Annotated in this window: 15 protein-coding genes and 2 pseudogenes; 7 read left to right on the top strand and 10 right to left on the bottom strand. The window is 63.9% G+C overall.

Features of this window, described 5'->3' with window-relative positions:
• Nucleotides 1–76: 76 nt before the first annotated feature.
• Complete coding sequence (locus ACP8ML_RS09650; RefSeq protein WP_016666073.1) at nt 77–1315, top strand: glycosyltransferase; 1239 nt, start codon at nt 77–79, stop codon at nt 1313–1315.
• Entirely contained in the window at nt 1312–1944 is a 633-nt protein-coding gene (locus ACP8ML_RS09645) for a hypothetical protein (protein ID WP_065673766.1), read from the top strand. Before ACP8ML_RS09650 ends, ACP8ML_RS09645 begins: the two co-directional genes overlap by 4 nt.
• A gap of 43 nt (nt 1945–1987) precedes the next feature.
• Here the strand turns inward: ACP8ML_RS09645 and ACP8ML_RS09640 are convergent, their stop codons facing one another.
• Nucleotides 1988–3352: an MFS transporter gene (locus tag ACP8ML_RS09640; protein ID WP_065673767.1), complete on the bottom strand. Its 1365-nt coding sequence runs from the start codon at nt 3350–3352 to the stop codon at nt 1988–1990.
• 364 nt (nt 3353–3716) lie between these two features.
• A complete protein-coding gene (locus ACP8ML_RS09635) occupies nt 3717–4337 on the bottom strand; it encodes a superoxide dismutase (RefSeq protein ID WP_065673768.1) in 621 nt (206 codons plus the stop codon).
• Nucleotides 4338–5038: 701 nt separating this feature from the next.
• Between ACP8ML_RS09635 and ACP8ML_RS09630 the strand changes: the two genes are divergently transcribed.
• Entirely contained in the window at nt 5039–5725 is a 687-nt protein-coding gene (locus ACP8ML_RS09630; protein WP_171048628.1) for an ABC transporter ATP-binding protein, read from the top strand.
• Nucleotides 5707–7326, top strand: coding sequence for an ABC transporter permease (locus ACP8ML_RS09625; RefSeq protein WP_117189389.1), 1620 nt, complete (start codon nt 5707–5709; stop codon nt 7324–7326). The genes ACP8ML_RS09630 and ACP8ML_RS09625 overlap by 19 nt, the downstream gene beginning before the upstream one ends.
• On the opposite strand, the gene ACP8ML_RS09620 is transcribed toward ACP8ML_RS09625, so the two are convergent.
• The 6 genes from ACP8ML_RS09620 to trmB form a co-directional block, all read right to left on the bottom strand.
• Nucleotides 7310–8137 carry an ECF transporter S component gene (locus ACP8ML_RS09620; RefSeq protein WP_065673573.1) on the bottom strand — a complete coding sequence of 276 codons (828 nt, stop codon included), beginning with the start codon at nt 8135–8137 and terminating at the stop codon, nt 7310–7312. The two genes, ACP8ML_RS09625 and ACP8ML_RS09620, sit on opposite strands and share 17 nt — an antisense overlap.
• A complete protein-coding gene (locus ACP8ML_RS09615) occupies nt 8134–9789 on the bottom strand; it encodes an ABC transporter ATP-binding protein (RefSeq protein ID WP_117189388.1) in 1656 nt (551 codons plus the stop codon). The genes ACP8ML_RS09620 and ACP8ML_RS09615 overlap by 4 nt, the downstream gene beginning before the upstream one ends.
• Nucleotides 9786–11048 carry a CbiQ family ECF transporter T component gene (locus ACP8ML_RS09610; RefSeq protein WP_171048621.1) on the bottom strand — a complete coding sequence of 421 codons (1263 nt, stop codon included), beginning with the start codon at nt 11046–11048 and terminating at the stop codon, nt 9786–9788. Before ACP8ML_RS09610 ends, ACP8ML_RS09615 begins: the two co-directional genes overlap by 4 nt.
• A 73-nt stretch (nt 11049–11121) precedes the next feature.
• Complete coding sequence (locus tag ACP8ML_RS09605; RefSeq protein WP_065673575.1) at nt 11122–11742, bottom strand: class I SAM-dependent methyltransferase; 621 nt, start codon at nt 11740–11742, stop codon at nt 11122–11124.
• Complete coding sequence (truA, locus tag ACP8ML_RS09600) at nt 11742–12578, bottom strand: tRNA pseudouridine(38-40) synthase TruA (protein WP_117189387.1); 837 nt, start codon at nt 12576–12578, stop codon at nt 11742–11744. The genes ACP8ML_RS09605 and truA overlap by 1 nt, the downstream gene beginning before the upstream one ends.
• The gene (gene trmB, locus ACP8ML_RS09595; protein WP_065673577.1) at nt 12575–13399 is read right to left on the bottom strand and encodes a tRNA (guanosine(46)-N7)-methyltransferase TrmB; all 825 of its coding nucleotides are present in this window, start codon (nt 13397–13399) and stop codon (nt 12575–12577) included. Before trmB ends, truA begins: the two co-directional genes overlap by 4 nt.
• A gap of 228 nt (nt 13400–13627) precedes the next feature.
• On the opposite strand from trmB, the pseudogene ACP8ML_RS09590 reads away from it, so the two are divergent.
• A pseudogene (locus tag ACP8ML_RS09590) lies at nt 13628–13942 on the top strand (DUF1540 domain-containing protein).
• A 131-nt stretch (nt 13943–14073) separates the two neighbouring features.
• Here ACP8ML_RS09590 and ACP8ML_RS09585 read toward each other — a convergent pair.
• On the bottom strand, nt 14074–14970 hold the full coding sequence (locus tag ACP8ML_RS09585; RefSeq protein ID WP_117189386.1) for a hypothetical protein: 897 nt from the start codon (nt 14968–14970) through the stop codon (nt 14074–14076).
• A 235-nt stretch (nt 14971–15205) separates the two neighbouring features.
• Nucleotides 15206–16153: pseudogene (locus ACP8ML_RS09580) on the bottom strand (hypothetical protein).
• 481 nt (nt 16154–16634) lie between these two features.
• Here ACP8ML_RS09580 and rplM point away from each other — a divergent pair.
• Together rplM and rpsI are read left to right on the top strand one after the other, a co-directional pair.
• Nucleotides 16635–17078 carry a 50S ribosomal protein L13 gene (gene rplM, locus ACP8ML_RS09575; RefSeq protein WP_065673603.1) on the top strand — a complete coding sequence of 148 codons (444 nt, stop codon included), beginning with the start codon at nt 16635–16637 and terminating at the stop codon, nt 17076–17078.
• A 22-nt stretch (nt 17079–17100) separates the two neighbouring features.
• Nucleotides 17101–17622: a 30S ribosomal protein S9 gene (gene rpsI, locus ACP8ML_RS09570; protein WP_065673579.1), complete on the top strand. Its 522-nt coding sequence runs from the start codon at nt 17101–17103 to the stop codon at nt 17620–17622.
• The last annotated feature ends 80 nt before the right edge of the window (nt 17623–17702 follow it).

The following is a 17702-nucleotide window of genomic DNA, read 5'->3' as shown; positions in this document are numbered from 1 at the left end:
TCGGCGCTCGGGTGTTTCCGCGAACTCGACCCAACCCCGGACGCCGTCATGCGTCATCACCACATAGGCTGGAGAAGTGACGACCCTCCGTATCGCTCAGCTCGCCAACTTCGTCGGCCCTGTTTCGGGTGGCATGAAGGTGGCCATCGACGCCCTCGGCAGGGGATACGTCGCTGCAGGGCACGAGCGTATCCTCGTCATTCCAGGACCGAGGGACCGCATCACGGAGTCGGAGTCCGGCATCACGGTCGAGATCGCGGCACCACGAGTTTCGGCCGGTTACCGTATGATCGCCACGCCTTGGCGTGCTCTCGACATCCTTGATCGTTTCCGTCCCACGTCCATCGAGTCCTCCGATAAGTGGACCCTCACCCCAGCTGCCGGCTGGGCGACCCGACGCGGCATCGGTTCGGTTCTGTTCAGCCATGAACGCCTCGACGACATGCTGACGATGTGGGTGCGTCGTCAGTTCGGCGTCGCCGCCGCTGTCGGCGCCCTGAACCGCCGTCTGTCCAAGTCCTTCGACGTGGTCGTCGTCACCTCGGACTACTCCGCGGGCGAGTTCGCCGACACGGGAGCTCGCCTCGTCAAGGTTCCTCTCGGTGTCGACCTTGAGACTTTCCATCCGGACAAGCGCGAGCCTGGGCTTCCCACCCCGCGCCCGGACGGGCTCCTCAGGCTGTGCTACGTCGGCCGGATGAGTCACGAGAAGAGCCCGCAGTTGGCTGTCGCTGCCGCCGTCGAATTGCATCGCCGCGGTGTCCCGCTGCGACTGGACATGTACGGTGTCGGTCCCGATGCTGACACCCTGAAGGAGCAGGCCGGCGACGCCCCGGTCTTCTTCAACGGTTTCGTGGAAGGGCGCGACGAGGTTGCCCGTCGATTTGCGGCTGCAGACCTCTCCATGTCAGTTTGCCCGGCAGAGACCTTCGGGTTGGCATCCTTGGAAGCTCTCGCCTGCGGAACCCCGGTCGTCACTGCGAACCGAGGAGGCGCACACGAGATCGTCGATGCCACCAGCGGAGAGGCTGGCAGTCCCGACGCCGACGGTTTGGCGGATGCAACCGTGCGTCTGGCCGACCGGCTAGGACCCGACCTGCGAGAGGCCGCTCGACGGCGAGCCGAGCAGTTCACCTGGGAAGCCAGTGTCGAGAAGATGCTGGCTGTTCATTCCGAGATTGCCGCACGTCCTGGTAGGAAGCCCTACTGGAAGCAGAAACTCAAGGACCGGCACGACGTCCTAAGCGGCGTCGACGACCCACTCGCCCCGCAGACAGGCGACCATCAGATCGACGACCATCAGGAGCGCAGATGAAGAAGATCCCACTCGTGCTGGCCGGTGTGGCAGCCATCGTCGTCCCGGTCGTCGTGGCGGCGCCGAAACCAGAACCAGCCCTGCCTGAGGGTCCCGGCGACGAACCGCTGCGTACCTTTGACGACGTCGTCGCGGCCTGCCGAGCGACGGGCAAGACCGGTTGGGCCCTCGTCGACGAGGCCACCCAGCTCGTCCACCGGATGTACACCCATTACTCTTGCTGGCATCTGTGGCTCAGCCCGGAGGCATCTCTCGCGGCTGGTCACGGCCACTCGGGGCAGTACAACATCGTCCTCGGGCGAGTGCTCGAGGAACTCGGATTCCAGGTGAGGCCGGTCCATGCTGCGCGCGTCCGGTTGGAGCACCACCCCTGGTACCACACCGGCCACAGCTGGCTTCGCGTCACATACGAGGGCAAGGAGCTCGACGTCTGCGCATCACGTCCGGGCAACACTGCCGGAGACGTCGCCTTCGTCCCGATCACCGACGTCCTGGACCGCACCAAGCTCAACAGCATCGACACCACCATCGCCCTGGCGCCGATCACCGTCGTCAGTGTCTGGAAGTCCTGGTTGACGGGGTCGGGAATCCAGAGGTGGATATACCGGCCATTCGGGGTCTCCGCCTGACATGGCCGGCCCGGGATCGGGCGAGATCCCAGGCCCCAAGTGCTCAGGTGTCCATGAGGTCGCCGGTGGACGTCCTGGTGAGGGAGCGGTTCATGGTCTCCGGGGCCATGAACTGGCCAGTCACCGCGCCAATGACACACAATCCTGCCGCAATGACCATGCACCACTTGATGCCGATCGTCCCCATGCCGATGGGCAGCAGGTAGGTGCCGAGGAAGGCGCCGATACGGCTCATCGCCGACCCGAGTCCGACGCCGCTGGAGCGAATGTCGGTGTCGAAGATCTCTGACGGGTACACCGCGGTGAGGATGTCACTATAGGAGTTGACCAGGGCAAAGACCGCCAGACCGAGCACCAGTACCCACGACGGCGCGTTCGTCCACAGGCCGACGACCAGCAGGACCACCATCTGCACCCAGAACGGGCCAATGAGCATGCGGCGGCGACCGATCCGGTCGATGGCCAGCAGGCCGATGAGGGCACCGATCGCGCCGACGGTGTTCGAGAGGATCGTGCCGGTCGCCTGGGACTTCACATTGAGGGACTCCAGCACCTTCGGGGCGTAGGTGAAGATGGCGAAGTACGGGGTGACGATGCACGTCCAGAAGATGCAGACGAAGACGGTGCGTCGCAGCTGACCCTTGCGGAAAAGCTTGCGGTACCCGTCCTCGCCGACCGACTCTGCGGCGAACTCCTCGGCCTCGAAGAACTCCGGACCCATGTGTTTCTCGACGATCTCACGCGCCTCGGCCTCTCGGCCGTGACGAAGCAGCCAGCGTGGGGACTCGGGCAGACCGATCCGCAGGCCCAACACGACGAGGGCAGGAATCACCGAGGTCGCCAGGATCCACTTCCACGAGATCCCGAGCCACAACAGCGCGTAGCCCAGCAGAACAGCGATGAGGAAACCGATACGCCAACACAACTCGAGGAAGGCCAGCTTCGATCCACGCTCCCGGGCCGGGGCGAATTCCGACAGCATCGGGGCACCGATCGAGTACTCGGCGCCGATGGCCATGCCCAGCAGGAATCGGAGGATGGCCAGGGATACCCCGCCGGTGACGAAGGCCTGGGCGACACCAATGACGATGAAGGAAATGATGTCGACCATGAACATCTTCTGGCGGCCGAACTTGTCGGTGAGGTAGCCGAAGAGTGGAGCGCCGATGAAAATACCGAGCAAGCTTGCGGCGCCGACCAGACCTTCCATCGCGGGGGAGAGACCCAGGTCATGATTGATGTGCAGGATGACGACGCTGATGATACCGAGGTCGAATCCGTCGAGTCCGCCTCCGAACGCCGTGGCAGCGGTGACATGGCGCAGGAAGCGTCTGGACTCCGGGGAGATGCGTGTTGACGCTATCTCAGTATTGGGCATCGAACTGGTGGGCAGCGTGTTGGCGGCCATCGTGGCAGCCCCTTCCGGTGGTGGACAATGCACCACGAGACGATACCGAGCGGATCCGTAAGCCAATCGGCTCACCGTTTCGTGGCTGGTGGGCCGTTAGTTACGGTTTCGGCCCTGTTGAAATTTAGCCGTGGAGGGGGTCGCCTCGCTGAGATTCGTGAGTCTCGTGCATATATCGAAAGGATGGGGTGGGGCTGTCATCGCATGTGGCAGCTGGTGAATAGGTTTTCGGGATTACCACCAGTTGGTGGGTCGAGGTGGGGGCCAGCCGATCAGGGCAACGGCTCCTCGGGGGAGTGCGGCCCCAGACACAGGACGAGGGGCTCGTCAAGAAGACGAGCCCCTCGTGAGTTCAGACGGTCTCTCAGATGAGGCCAGGGGTCTGGGAACGGGCACGATCGAAGCGAGCTTGGGCGTCGGCCCAGTTCACGACGTTCCACCAAGCGCTGATGTAGTCGGCCTTAACGTTCTGGTACTGCAGGTAGTAGGCGTGCTCCCACATGTCGAGCTGCACGATCGGGATCTGTCCGGACGGCAGGTTGCCCTGCTGGTCGAACAGCTGCATGGTGTTGAGGCGCTGGCCCAGGACATCCCAGACGAGCATGCCCCAGCCGGAGCCCTGAACGCCCTTGGCGGCCTCCTCGAACTGCTTCTTGAAGCCGTCGAAGGATCCGAAGAACTCGTCAATGGCAGCGGCGAGCTCGTTATCCTCGGGACGGCCGCCGCCGTCGGGGGACATGTTCTTCCAGAAGACGGAGTGGTTGATGTGTCCACCGAGGTTGAAGGCCAGGTCCTTCTCGAGCTTGTTGACGGCTCCGAAGTCGCCCTTCTCGCGGGCCTCGGCCAGCTTCTCCAGGGCGGTGTTGGCACCCTGCACGTAGGTGTTGTGGTGCTTGTCGTGGTGGAGCTCCATGATCTTGCCCGAGATGTGGGGCTCTAGTGCGCCGTAGTCGTAGTCGAGATCGGGAAGGGTGTAAACAGCCATTCTTCCTCCTGTGGAACGAGATGCGCCATGGCTTCCGTCATGACGTGGCCCTTGGCGGGGCCGCTTGCTTGGTACAACACCGGAACTGTCTCCATCATTCCCACAACTGCGAGATTTTTCACGTAATGTGCCGGAATTGGTCCTGGCTAGAGCTCTTCAGCCTTCACCGACAGCGACGAGGCCCCGTCCTGACGCTGTAACCATGACCTTCACGTACTACCTCTGACGTGAGGCCTGACCGCTGACGCGGCCGGTCACACCAGACAGGAGCAGCCAGGTGCGCGCCGACACCCTTCCCCTATTGCTGATGCTGGCCTTCGTCGTTGCGATGCGATGATTGCGAGGTCCATCGCCAATACCAGCGGTGGCTGCTCCACCCTCCCCGTCGTCCTGGTCGGCGCTGAGCTTTTCCTAACCTGGTGCATCCCCATGAATGTGACCAGTACCGGGACCTTCGGAACAGGTGGTCATACGCGGGCGGAACAGACGATCTGGCCGTGGCTGCAGCGCTGATCGGTTCTTTAGGTGTGGTCTGACAATGTGATTTGATGAATGATGTGACTGACCCCACAGGATCCTGGCCCATCCCTCAGACCGACGTGTCCACGCCTCTGGCGGCTTTGCCGACGAGTGACCCAGCCGTGAGAATCGACGGCCTCACCAAGAGGTTCGGCACCAAGATTGCCGTCGACAACCTGACGATGTGGGTTCCGCGTGGCTCCATGTTCGGCTTTGTCGGCCCCAACGGGGCCGGCAAGACGACGACGCTCTCTATGGCCACTGGGTTGCTGCGTCCTGACAGCGGCCGAATCGAGGTGCTTGGCCATGATGTCTGGGCAGATCCGGCCGCGGCCAAGGCCCAGATGGGCGTCCTTCCCGACGGGATGAAGACCTTCGACCGACTTTCTGGCCGAGAGCTGCTCCATTTTTGTGGGATGCTGCATCGCCTCGACGAGGGCACCGTCAATGAGCGCACCGACGGTCTTCTCGACGCCCTCGGCCTGACGGAATCTGCCAACATCCTGGTGTGCGACTACTCCGCCGGCATGACGAAGAAGATCGGTCTGGCCTGCGCCCTCATCGCCGACCCGGCCCTGCTCGTCCTCGACGAACCCTTCGAGTCCGTCGACCCGGTTTCCGGTCAGACGATCCGCGCAATCCTGCGTCACTTCGTCGACGGCGGCGGGACGGTCGTGATCTCCAGCCACGTCATGGAGCTTGTCGAGTCCCTCTGCGACTCGGTGGCCGTCATCGCGAAGGGACAACTTCACGCCATCGGGACCATCGACGAGGTCCGTCAGGGCAAGTCCCTGCAGGACAGGTTCGTCGAGCTCGTCGGCGGAAATGCCAACACTGGGGAGGGGCTCACGTGGTTGCGCAAGTCCTGAAATACCAGTGGCGAACCACTCTGGCCCCGTGCCGTAAAGGCGCCAAGGCCGGTGAGACGGTCGGACTGATCTTCCTTATTCTGATGGCCCTGTTCCTCGGTGGGAATTACTTCTCCTACGTGTTCTCGACCGGTCAACTTGGCGTCGATCCTCGCGGGGCCAGCACCGTGGCTGCAGGGGCCTCCCTCATGGTCTTCTGGATCGTGCTGCCGGTACTTTTCGGTGCCCAACCGATCTACACCGACCCCTCGCGGTACGCCATGTTCCCCAGGCGTTCTCGGGAGCTGATGCCTGCATTCGTGACAGCCGGTCTGTTGGGCTTGGGGGGAATTGTCACCCTGGTCGCGGCAGCCTCACATGTTGTTGCATGGTCCAGTGCGGGCGCGATTTCGGTCGTTGTGGCCGTTCTCGGTGTCCTACTGGGATGGTCCGGTACCATGATCACATCGAATCTCCTGCTGGCCGCGATGTCGGCGGTGCTGGCCAAGCGTCGATTCCGCGAGACCATGATGGTCCTTCTCGTACTCCTGTGCTGCGGACTGGGCGTCGGGATGCAGTTCGTGACAAGGGCTGATGCGACGACCAACGCGATTCCGGTCAACGTCGGACGGATTGTTGGTTGGACCCCGCTAGGATGGGCCTGGTCGATGCCCTGGGAAGCTGCCAGCAGCACGTGGCTGGCACTCATCGTCAAGCTCGTCCTCAGCATCGCTGGTCTTGCACTCATGGTCTGGGCCTGGCAGGCCATCGTTGACCGTCGCCTCGTCTCGCCAGCTGGAGATGGCGGCGGTGCCGAGAAGATCAAGGCTGAAAGCCGGATAGATCGCATGTTTCCGGTCACCCCGACCGGAGCTATTGCCGGACGCACCCTGCGCTACATGAAGCGCGATCCTCGAATGGTGTCTCTGCTGCTCAACACCTTCCTTATCCCGGTTTTTGCTCTGGTCCCGATGTTCATCAATGGCGGGGACAAGGTGAGCGGCACGACGTCAGCTCTCGTTTTCACCGCCCTCCCCTTCATGGTCATGCTGTGCGCGGTGCCGCTCTACGCGGGTTCGCTCATCAGCTACGACGGGACGGCCTTGTGGCATCACATTGAGGCGTCGGTCGCCGGTGCGGAGGATCGACGCGGTCGCGCGATTGCTTACCTCATCGTCACGATGCCGGTTGGTTTGCTGCTGGCCCTCGTCATGGTGTGGCGTTGTGGTCAGTGGGAACTGTTGCCGGTGGTGGTCGCCGAAGCCTGGAGTGCCCTCCTGCTCTCGACGGGGATCGGCTCGTGGATGGGTGTCGTCAATCCGATGCGGGTGGCTGACAATCGTAAGGGGAGCGGGTTCAACTCCGGTTCCGGATCGTCGACGGGTGCTGGCTGCCTGGGGGCCCTCATCGGCATGGTGGCAGGTGTCATCACCGCCATCCCGATCGGCCTGCTCGTGATGCTGGTGGGGATGACCGACAACTCGTGGTGGAGCATCCTCCTGACCTTCGTCGTCGGGCTGGCGTGGTCCCTCCTGATACTGCATGTTGGGATCATCGTGGGCGGACGGAAACTTGATCGCAGCTGGGACGAGGTGCTGAAGAAGGTCACTCCGGTGTCGTGAGCTGCGGCGCCAATTCTGCCGTTGACGCGCCGAATTGAGCGCGTCGGGAGGCTCGACGCAACACCTGTAGTATCGGACCGCCCAGCAGCGCCAGGCAGATGACGTTGGTGAGCGCGCGTCCCAGGTTCCAGCCCATGGACGTTGCAACGTTGAACAGCACGAAGTGCCACAGATTGGTCAGCGGAGACGCGTGTGGGTCGAAGGAGAGCTGGGTGCTGGTACCCAGGTTGAACGGCCAGAAGGCGAAATCCATCAGCCAGCCGTAGATGAAGGCTGAGATGAATCCCCAGCCGCACAGCCACGCTATTTCGGTTTTCCCTCTGGCACGGGGGAGGAGGCCCGCTCCCAGCCCGACGAAGCCCGAGGCGATCATCTGGTAGGGCAGCCACGGTCCAAAGCCTGCCGTGAGGAGGGCGGACGCGAACATCGTCGTCGTACCGAGGACGAATCCAAACCCTGCGCCGAACACCCTCGCGCCGAGAATCATGAGGATGAAGACGAAGGAGATGCCGGCCATCGACGGGCTGAGGGTTCGTAGCGCGGCCCCACAGGCGGTGAGGACGCCGATCATGGCGATGGCCTTGACGTCGATACCGTCCGAACTGAGCTGGGACACCACTACGGCGAGCACCACCGGCAGGATGGCTGCGAAGAGGAAGGGGGTGCGCGTCTCGTAGTCGGTCGAGCTGCCGGGGTCGAGGAACAGCGGCCAGCAGAAGGCCAGCAGACCCATGAGCGCGGTGACGACGAGAAGCACCCGCGATGTCGTCGACGTGCGGACGGCGACGTTCTGCTTCTGTCGGTTGCTCATCGGCCCGCACCTCCCGGGTTTCCCACGAGCCTCTTGACATCGGCGATCGTCATGACGTCGGCCGGGTGGAAGACCTTGGCGATCTGTGGGCTGAAGGCCGGTGAGGAGGTGCACACCGAGCGCGTGGATCCGTCGGCCACAACGTGGCCGGTTGCCATGACAATGGTGCGGTCGGTCGTTGCTGCTGCGAATTCCACGTCATGGGTGGCTAGCAGGACGGCCGCAGGAGCTCCAGTGGCGCCGGCGGCGATGTCCTTGACGATTCTCGCCAGCTCGTTCTTCATGGCGTAGTCGAGGCCGCGGGTGGGCTCGTCCAGGAGGAGAACGTCAGGGCGACTGGACAACTGGATTGCGAGCACGAGGGCCAGCCGCTGCCCCTCCGACATGTCACGAGGGTTGCGATCTTCCGGTAGTTCCACGCCTAGCTGGGAGATGATGGCCCGCGTGGTTCCCTCGGGAACGTCGGACTCCTTGTCAGCCTGGGCGCACTCCTCGGCCACCGTCGGCAGGTAGAGCAGGTCGGCGGCGGATTGGGGAACCAGGCTCACCATCTTCCGCGCGGTTTCGGCGTTCGCCTTGCGCGGGTCGGTCCAGGATCCGTCATGGTTGACAAGGACCTTTCCCGAGGACCTCGTCGCCCCCTGGACGGCCCACATCAGCGATGACTTGCCCGACCCATTTCGCCCCATGAGGCAGGTGACGGTTCCGAGCCCCAGGGTCGTCGTCATGGCGTCGACGGCGTGGACCGTGCCGTAATCGACACCGACTTTCTCCAGCCGCAGCACCTCGTCACCGTGGTCCTGCCAGGTCATGGTTTCGGAGGGTTGTGGTGCTTTCGGGAAGTCGGGGCGCGTACCGACACGACGGCGGGCCTCGCGCACTGACAATGGAACGGTCGGCCATCCCATGGCCCGGCCCAGTGCGGCCAAGGGTGGGATGACGTCAGCGTGAGCCAGGACTTCCTCCGGGCGACCCTGCACGATGGACCCGTCACCGGGAAGCCACCAGACGGTGTCGGCGGCGTGCATGACGCGTTCCAGTCGGTGTTCGGCCAGCACCACCGTCAGTCCGACGTCATGGACGAGCGTGGTGATGGAGGCAAGAACGTCCTGGGCTGCGGTGGGATCCAGCGCGCTGGTGGGTTCGTCGAGGACGAGGATGCGAGGCTGGGCTGCAAGTACAGCGGCGATGGCCACCCGCTGTTGTTGGCCGCCTGACAGGCTCAGCAGGGCCCGACGTCGCAGGTCGGCGATCCCCATGAGGTCCAGGGTTTCCTCGACTCTCTTGCGCATCACCGACGGGGAGATGCCCAGCTGTTCCATGCCGTAAGCGATCTCGTCCTCGACGGTGTCGGTGACGAATCCGTTGACCGGGTTCTGCCCAACGACTCCGACGACGTCAGCCAGATCGCGGGGACGATGTGTGCGGGTGTCACGTCCGGCCACCGTCACGGTGCCGTCGAGACGCCCACCGGTGAAATGGGGGACGATTCCGTTCAGCGCCCCCAACAAGGTTGACTTGCCGGTGCCGGTACGCCCGACGACCAGCGCCAGGTCACCCTCCTGTACGGTCAGGTTGATGTTCCTGAGGGTCGGAGCCGTGGCACCGGGGTGGGTTATCGACACGTTCGACAGGGTGATGACATCGGTCATGACTCACTCACTTGATCTTTCCGGGGTTTCCACGAGGCCGCCTGCTCCGGGTCGGCTGACGCGGATCGTTGAGGCGCCGGGGTGAGCACCCCGGGCAGGGCGGCCGCCACGACGACGATGAGCATGGCCGGTTCCAACGATGGCCAGACCACCGGCGAGGTGGGGACGGTGATGGCCTTCGGATTGGCCTGGGACAGCCAGATCATGGCAATCATCGCGACGGCGCCGCACAGGCATGACGCGGTGGCCTGCCAGGTCCAGGGATCGGGACGGTACCGGCTCACCCCGAGACGACGTCCCGAGGTCCGCAGACCGATGATCGACCCGATGACGCCGACGACGATGAGTAGGATGCCGATGTGTTGGCCCATCCGGTCGGCCAGGAACCACGAGCACAGGCTGCCAGGGGCGCAGGTCGACGGGTCAGCGCTGAACGATCCGGTCGGGTTGGCCAGGATCCCGTAGCAGCCCAGGGTCAGCCCCATCACCGAGAGGACGAGCAGAATTCGTGTCCCGGGGCGGACCCGTCGGTCGTTGCGGGTTCGACCGTACCCACGCGACTCCATTCCACGGGCTAGGGACATCGAGGTCTCCACCGAGTCCTCGAGCACGGGGACGAGCACTGCGACGAGGGCTCTCATTCCCTTTCTGGTGTCGCCACGCAGCCTTCGGGCCCGTCTGACTCGTTGCACTGACGCGATGAGTTGGGGAAAGACCGCCAGGGCGATGACGATGGCCACCGAGACGTCGTGCAGGGCGGCCGGGACCGACTTGAGGACTCGCCGTGGGTTGGCCAGGGAGTTTGCGGCGCCGAAGCAGATCAGCATGCCGGCCAGGCGAAGGGCGTCGTAACCGGTGGCAGCCAGGCCCTCAGCGGTGACTGGTCCACCGATCCGGATCCCGGCTGCCCAGTCAGGCAGGGACACCTCGGGTAGTCGGAAGAGGACGGTCCCTGTCCCGTCTCCTCCTATCAGAACCTGGAAGAACACCCGGATGACGACGACCGTCAGGGCCATACCGGCGTAGACACCGGCAGAACGAGCCCAGGGCTCGTCGGTGCGACGCAGGGTGACGACGAGTGCCACGGCCGCCGTGACGAGTACGACGAGAAGGGGATTGTTGGTGAGGCTGATGGCGATTCCGCAGCCGGCCGCCCAGCCCCACCACGACCATGGGTGGACTGTCCGGGTGCTGCCGTGCGTCGTGGCAGAAGGATTCTCGACGACCGGGTCGGCCGTCCTCGTCACCAGTCTTGACACAGCTCAGCGCCAGTTCCAGTCGTCATGAGGCATGGCTTCCCTTCCTATCGCACCACGTCAGCTTACGACGAGCTCAGGCGTTGACGTCGATGACCCGGAATCCTTTTGCAGAGGCAACCCGGGCGGCGTCGAACCCCTGGTCGCACAGCCAGCGGGTGAGGGAGTCTGCGCCGAGGTTCTTCCCGACGACGAGGTGCGCGACTCCCTCGTCGGTCAGCCGCGCCAGCCAGGTCGTCAGCATCTCGTGCAGGATCGGCTTGCCGACGCGGATCGGCGGGTTGGACCAGATCTCGTCGAAGCGCAGGTCCGAATCGACGTCCTCGGGACGGCAGGCGTGGACACGGTCGCCGATCCCGAGGGCCTTGGCGTTGCGATTGGTGAGGTCGATGGCGAGGTCGTTGACGTCCACGGCGACGACCTTTGAACCGCGGCAGGCCCGCGCCAAGGCACAGGCGATGGGTCCGTACCCGCAACCCAGGTCGAGGAAGGTGCCGTCGGAGGGCGGGGGAGTGACCTCGCGCATGAGGACGGCGGTTCCCGGGTCGAGACGTGCGCCGGAGAACACTCCACCGGCGGTCGTCATCATCATGGAGTCGTCCCAGACGTTGACGGAGATGGTGCGGGTCTGCACCGGCCCCTCGGGGGTCGTGAAGTAATGGCTGGGCGCGTGGTCATCGCGGCGGGATCGGCTCATCAGTCCTCCCAACAGGTGTCGCAGAGTTCGTCGTGGCTTCGACGGGAACGCGCTTGGGCGGCACGCTCGGCAAGGTCTTCCTCGGCTGGGTAGCCGACCTCTTCCAGGGTGAGTCCGCGAGCTGGCATGACGAGCACCGACGACGCCCGCGACGTGCTGGCGGCGACCTCGTCGAGCCAGTGCTGGCCGCGGCGGCCGGAGGCGACGGCCGTCAGAGCTCCGATGAGGGACCTCACCATGGAGTGGCAGAAGGCGTCGGCCCGGACGGTCACCTCGATGGTTCCGCACGGGTCTTCGAGGCGTTCGGCGTGGCAGTCCAAGAGGGTGCGGATGGTTGTCGCGCCCTCGCGGTACTTGCAGAAGGCGGCGAAATCGTGCAGCCCGAGAAGGGAATCGCCGGCCGTATTGAGGCGGTCAAGATCGAGGTGCCCTCGTACGGATGCCACGTGGAATCGCGTCAGCGGATCGGGTCGGGAGGACCCGTCCCACAGCCGGTAGACGTAACGACGCCACAAGGCCGAGAAGCGAGCGTCGAACTCGCCGGGAACAGGGCGGATAGACCTGACGACGACGTCGGAATCGAGGACCCGCGCCAACCGGCGCAGCATCGAGGAGGTGTCGATGTCGTCGGGAAGATCGACGTGGGCCACCTGACCGCGGGCATGGACTCCGGCGTCAGTTCGCCCAGCCACCGTCAGTGGGGTTGGCTCGCCGAGCCGGAGCACCCGGGGAATCCATGTCTCCAGCTCTCCCTGAACGGTGCGACGACCCGGCTGTGCCGCCCACCCCGAGAAATTCGCCCCGTCGTAGGCGATGTCCAGACGCCAGCGGGTCATGACTCGTCCACACGACGCCAGGTCAGGTCGTGGACGGTTCGCCCAGCCGCGAGCCCCTTCTTCTCGTAGCGGGTTACCGGGCGTTCGTCCCAGCGTGGGCTGAAACCGTTAGGGCCCGCATTGACCGGCTCGAGCAGTGGCTCGGCCGACAGCACCTCGACCATCCAGGTCGCGTAGTCGTCCCAGTCGGTGGCAAGACGCCACAACCCTCCCGGGCGTAGTCGTGACGCCACCAGGCGGGCCATGTCGGGGTTGACGATGCGGCGCTTGTGGTGACGCTTCTTGTGCCAGGGGTCAGCGAAGAAGGTCCAGATCTCGTCGACCTGACCGGGATCGACGAGGTGGTCCAGACCAGCGGCGGCGTCAGCGAGAATGATGCGAGCGTTCGTTGCGCCAGCGACATGGAGCTTGTTGAGAGCGCTGGCGGCCGAGGGCAGATATACCTCGAACCCGATGAAGTCCCGCTCGGGATGGGCTGCCGCGAGGGTGGCCAGGACGTCGCCGGACCCGGCCCCGATCTCGAGGGTGAGTGGGGCGGTGCGTCCGAAGATCCGGGACAGGTCCAGATGGGCGTCAGGGGCCACGGACGTGCTGGTGGCGTCGCGCGGGACATCAATCATGTACGTGCTGGCCAGGGTGTCCATGGCACGCTGCTGGGAGATGTTCATGCGGGGGGACCGACGGACGAAGGAGACGACGCCGCGCCGAACGCGGTCACCCGAGCGATGTGCGCCAGCTGAGTGGTCGTCGGAGTACTCCGCGGTATTGGGCAGCGGGGTAGGGGAGTCGCACCCGGAGGCGGCGTCGAGGTCGTCGGTCATGAGCACACATGCTAGGCGATGGTGCCGACAGTGCGCGTCGACGAGTTTCCGAAAACCAGTGGTTCTCAATTCCATCTGTTGCAGAAAATGCGAACACCTGAGTATCCGACAAGTCGACCGAAAATCAGTGATTTCATTAATTTAAGGTTCATTTCACCTTGCCGGACGCAACTATGGGATGAGAATTGCCTCTCTGGTGGATGCTGTTTTCAGTGTCTGTCATTGACCATGCTAGACGTGCGATGGTCATGCACGAAAGATTTCGATATGCCTACCGTGACCCCATTGTTTCCTGAAGCTGCACCGATTGCGCCTCCAATGATTCCGGCTGCGCCGCCTTCGCGGTGGCTGCTGGGGAACCGTCGGAAAGCCCACCCATGAAACCATGCTCATCTTGGTGCTAGCGCCGGCCTCACCTCGGCTGACGGACGCGTTGGTGCATGTCGTCGCATCGAGTGCATCTGTGACGACAGGCTCCGGAGCGCCGCCAACGACGTCTCCATCAGTGGCGCTGTGGCTTGCACGGCTCACCGGGCCCGGTAAGCCAGTCGTAGGTATTCTGCCTGTTCAATATGACGCCGTGAGGCACCGCACCCCTGACGCAACTGACCGCCGTGGTTCAGGCGTGGGCCCCCTCGGGGGAGAGGAGGCCCACGCTGTCCCAGTTCCGGCTGTCAGACACGCGTAGGGCGTACCGGACCCGAGTTCAGGGGGAGCTGGGCCACGGCGGCCTCGAGCTCAGAGAGGGACGATGCCTCCCGGTCCAGAGGAATGAACACCGCACCCGTTTGATCGGGGTTGACGTACATGAGCGTCAGCCCGGTGCGATCAATGTCCGCGCAGAACACCCGTCCCACGGTGTGGGGACATGCGTGGTGGGTGGCGCGCGACCAGCAATTGCAGCCCGGCAGTTTTTCCTGTCTCACCGCGTCGCACAGCTGCGACAGGTGGAAGTCGCCAAGGGAGGCGACGACGTCGAGGGCTGAGAGCTCGTCGTTGATTGATGGGAAGACTTCCTCATTCGGCATATCGGCGATGAGAGTGGGGATATCGATCTCTGCACTTCCCAGGGCGTCGTGCAGGATGGCTTGACGCGGGTCAATGACGCCAATGAGGCCATCGTCGAATTCGGCGATCATCGAGACTTCGCTCGGCAACACGTCAGTTGCCAGCAGGTGATCGATCTGGTTGACGCTCAGCCAGGTCACGGTTCCGAGAATGTGGAGGGTCGCCGCCAGCAGTCGGATTCCCGGTTCTGGGGAATCCTTGGAAATCTCCAGGCGAACGTCGGTCGATAGGCCGGCGGGAATCTGGCAGAGTGCCTGGGTTGACTGGGGGCGCAGGGCGACGACGAATCGTCCTGATGCCGTGACTCCGTGAGCCTGTAGATCGCACGTCCACTCATCGAGGTTTCCGTCGGCCGATATCATCGCGTGGGCGACCATCGTGACCATGCCGGCGCCGCCGAGTATGCGTCGGGCGAGTGAAGAACTGCGTTGTGACAAGGTCGATGCGATGCGGGTCTTCGGATCCGGGGCCATGCCGTCGTTGGTGTTGCCGTGGGCAGTCATTGTCACATCCCTTCCTCTTAGGCGAGCCTAATCTAACATGATGAAGCCGTGGGGGGACAGGACGGGGTCGGATTGCTGAAAGGTCCCGTGGCGATACCGATAAGCAAAGAGGCTCGTGCCACCTGGAGTGGCAGCAACATTCGGTCTTATCGGTAATTCCACGAGCCGGGCAGCATGAGTGGCCGCGGTAGGGGCAGGGTCTCGGTGCAGTGGCTCTCGGTGAGAAAAGCGAGTGTCAGGCGGGAACGATGCCAGCCATGGTCTGGCGCAGGATGTGTTCGGGGAACGTCGTCCGGGGACGGTGCCGCCGGTGAAGGTGGGAGGCAAGCCAATCCAGTACGAACTGTGGATGTTGCCGAATCATGGTCGGAGTGGTGTGGAGGATCTTCCATCCGGAGCGATCAAGGTTCGCTGAACGCATCATCGTGTTCTCGTAACCGTCAATCGTTCCGTGGATCGCTCGGCCGTCAATCTCGACCGCGACCTTCTCGGCCTCGAAGGCCTTGTCGAGGATGTATCGACGGTCTCAGGCTCGCACGGCCTGATTTGGTTTCACGCCGGTGATGCCGACAGCTCGCATCAGCCGTCCGAATTCCAGTTCCGGAATTGACCAGGATTTGAGGTTGATGTCGGCGAGGGCAGAACTGATCTGGTGTCGGCTGAATCGCCAGGACAAACTGGATCGCGAGGCTCGACACGACTCCGGGCTCACCAACCCCTGCCGGAGTGCTTCGCAGACCCACGCCCAGTCCCCGTCGAGTGCCAGGAGGAGCACTGACACCTCGGGCTCCACGACCCACATGCCATATTTCTCCGTCACGTACCGACGGGGGACTCGCCATCGGTGAACGCGGATCCCCTCCCGTTCAATTGAACGGGTACGTGAATAGGCCTCGACCTCCTTCACGGCATCGAGGTCGTGGAGGTGCTGGCCAGGTGGTTTCAACCCCTGCATGACAAGGGCGGCCTTGCCGATGAGCACGGCGTCCCGGTGCCACATGTGCACCGCTTTGATCCGCACCCTCGGGTCACTCGCAACTGATGTCGGGGACACAACGCCGGGAAGTATCCGCACCGCCTTTCCGGCAGCCACCGCTCGGTCTGCTTGCCCTCGCAGGTGACTGAATCGATGGATACGGGCCACCCCGCCATTCGCACGCCATTCGAAATCGAGTTCGTTCATACCCTCAGTTGTCGTCTGAGGCTCCGAAATCCGTCATCCACTTTGAAATCTGTGGACAACTGGATGGGAGCGCTCCAAGGCTGTTGTGGACAACTCTTGATGGGTGCTTCTCGCTACTGTCACAGGAGGCAGTCGGGCGGCGACCTCACGACATGGCCTCGCGGTCAGGAGCGGGGAGGGGCATGAGGCCGGGGCTGAATACACCTGGAATCGCGAAGCTTGGGCACGGTCGTCGCGTCAGCCGTGCCACCTCTGATTTGAACCCAAGCCTGCAGTCCGTGTATGTTTCTGCTGTTGCCTTCGAGCAAACGGGAGTTGGCCGCCGCGGTCACTCCGTCTGTCCGACACAGCGATGTCGTGATGCGGTTCCGGTCTCCGGCGTGTCACGCCGTCGAGTGGAGGAATTGCCCGCAGAGCACCACCACGTTGCAAGATCCCTGTGCGTAATTTCACGCATGGGACCGAATTCGAGAAGGTACCTGTGACCACCTACAGCCCCAAGGCCGGCGAGGTGCAGCGCAATTGGTACGTCATCGACGCCGAGGACATCGTCCTGGGTCGTCTGGCCACCACCGCTGCCAACCTCCTGCGCGGCAAGCACAAGCCGCAGTACGCACCCCACATCGACACCGGTGACTTCGTCGTCGTCATCAACGCCTCCAAGATTGCGTTGACCGGCAAGAAGGCCACTGACTCGCTGCGGTACGACCACTCCGGTCGCCCGGGTGGTCTGCGCGTCACCAGCATCGGCGAGTTGCTCGAGAAGGACCCGCGCCGCGCTGTCGAGCGTGCGGTGTGGGGCATGATGCCCAAGAACAAGCTGTCGCGTCAGCAGCTCAAGAAGCTGAAGGTCTACGGCGGCCCTGAGCACCCGCATGCTGCGCAGAACCCGCAGCCTTACGAGATCACCCAGATCGCCCAGTGATCGCCCACGAAGGATTGTGACAGTGACTGACACCGCAACCGAGAACCTCGAGAACACCGAGGTCACCCCGTTCACCGAGGGCGACCGTGAGATCGCCTACCGCACCGACTCTAACCCGACCGTGGCCGCTGGCGACTCCAATCGCCCCGCCATGATCGCCCCCGGTGCTGCCACCGGCCGCCGCAAGGAGGCCATCGCCCGCGTCCGCATCGTCCCCGGCTCCGGCCAGTGGAAGATCAACGGCCGCACCCTGGAGGACTACTTCCCGAACAAGGTCCACCAGCAGATCGTGACCGAGCCCTTCACCACCGCTGGCGTTGAGGGTGCCTACGACGTCATCGCCCGCATCGGCGGTGGCGGCATTACCGGCCAGGCTGGTGCGCTGCGTCTGGGCGTCGCCCGCGCGCTCAACAACGTTGACGCCGAGGCCTCCCGCCCGGCCCTCAAGAAGGCCGGCATGCTGACCCGTGACGCCCGCGTCAAGGAACGCAAGAAGGCTGGACTCAAGAAGGCCCGCAAGGCCCCGCAGTACTCGAAGCGCTGATCTGGTCCTTTCCCGGGACTCGGGGCGGCCTTCCCATGGTGGAGGGCCGCCTCGAGGCGTTTCTCGGCTCACTTTCGGTT

The organism is Cutibacterium sp. LaCa_255 (assembly GCF_057458005.1).
Note: the sequence above shows the minus strand (reverse complement) of the source record. Positions and strands in the feature narration are given on the sequence as shown.

Bases quoted from the DNA above. Each gene is read 5' to 3' on its own strand.
- ACP8ML_RS09645 (WP_065673766.1), top strand. From the start codon at position 1,312: ATGAAGAAGATCCCACTCGTGCTGGCCGGTGTGGCAGCCATCGTCGTC.
- ACP8ML_RS09640 (WP_065673767.1), bottom strand. From the start codon at position 3,352: ATGGCCGCCAACACGCTGCCCACCAGTTCGATGCCCAATACTGAGATA.
- ACP8ML_RS09635 (WP_065673768.1), bottom strand. From the start codon at position 4,337: ATGGCTGTTTACACCCTTCCCGATCTCGACTACGACTACGGCGCACTA.
- ACP8ML_RS09630 (WP_171048628.1), top strand. From the start codon at position 5,039: ATGTGGGTTCCGCGTGGCTCCATGTTCGGCTTTGTCGGCCCCAACGGG.
- ACP8ML_RS09620 (WP_065673573.1), bottom strand. From the start codon at position 8,137: ATGAGCAACCGACAGAAGCAGAACGTCGCCGTCCGCACGTCGACGACA.
- ACP8ML_RS09615 (WP_117189388.1), bottom strand. From the start codon at position 9,789: ATGACCGATGTCATCACCCTGTCGAACGTGTCGATAACCCACCCCGGT.
- ACP8ML_RS09605 (WP_065673575.1), bottom strand. From the start codon at position 11,742: ATGAGCCGATCCCGCCGCGATGACCACGCGCCCAGCCATTACTTCACG.
- truA (WP_117189387.1), bottom strand. From the start codon at position 12,578: ATGACCCGCTGGCGTCTGGACATCGCCTACGACGGGGCGAATTTCTCG.
- trmB (WP_065673577.1), bottom strand. From the start codon at position 13,399: ATGACCGACGACCTCGACGCCGCCTCCGGGTGCGACTCCCCTACCCCG.
- ACP8ML_RS09585 (WP_117189386.1), bottom strand. From the start codon at position 14,970: ATGACTGCCCACGGCAACACCAACGACGGCATGGCCCCGGATCCGAAG.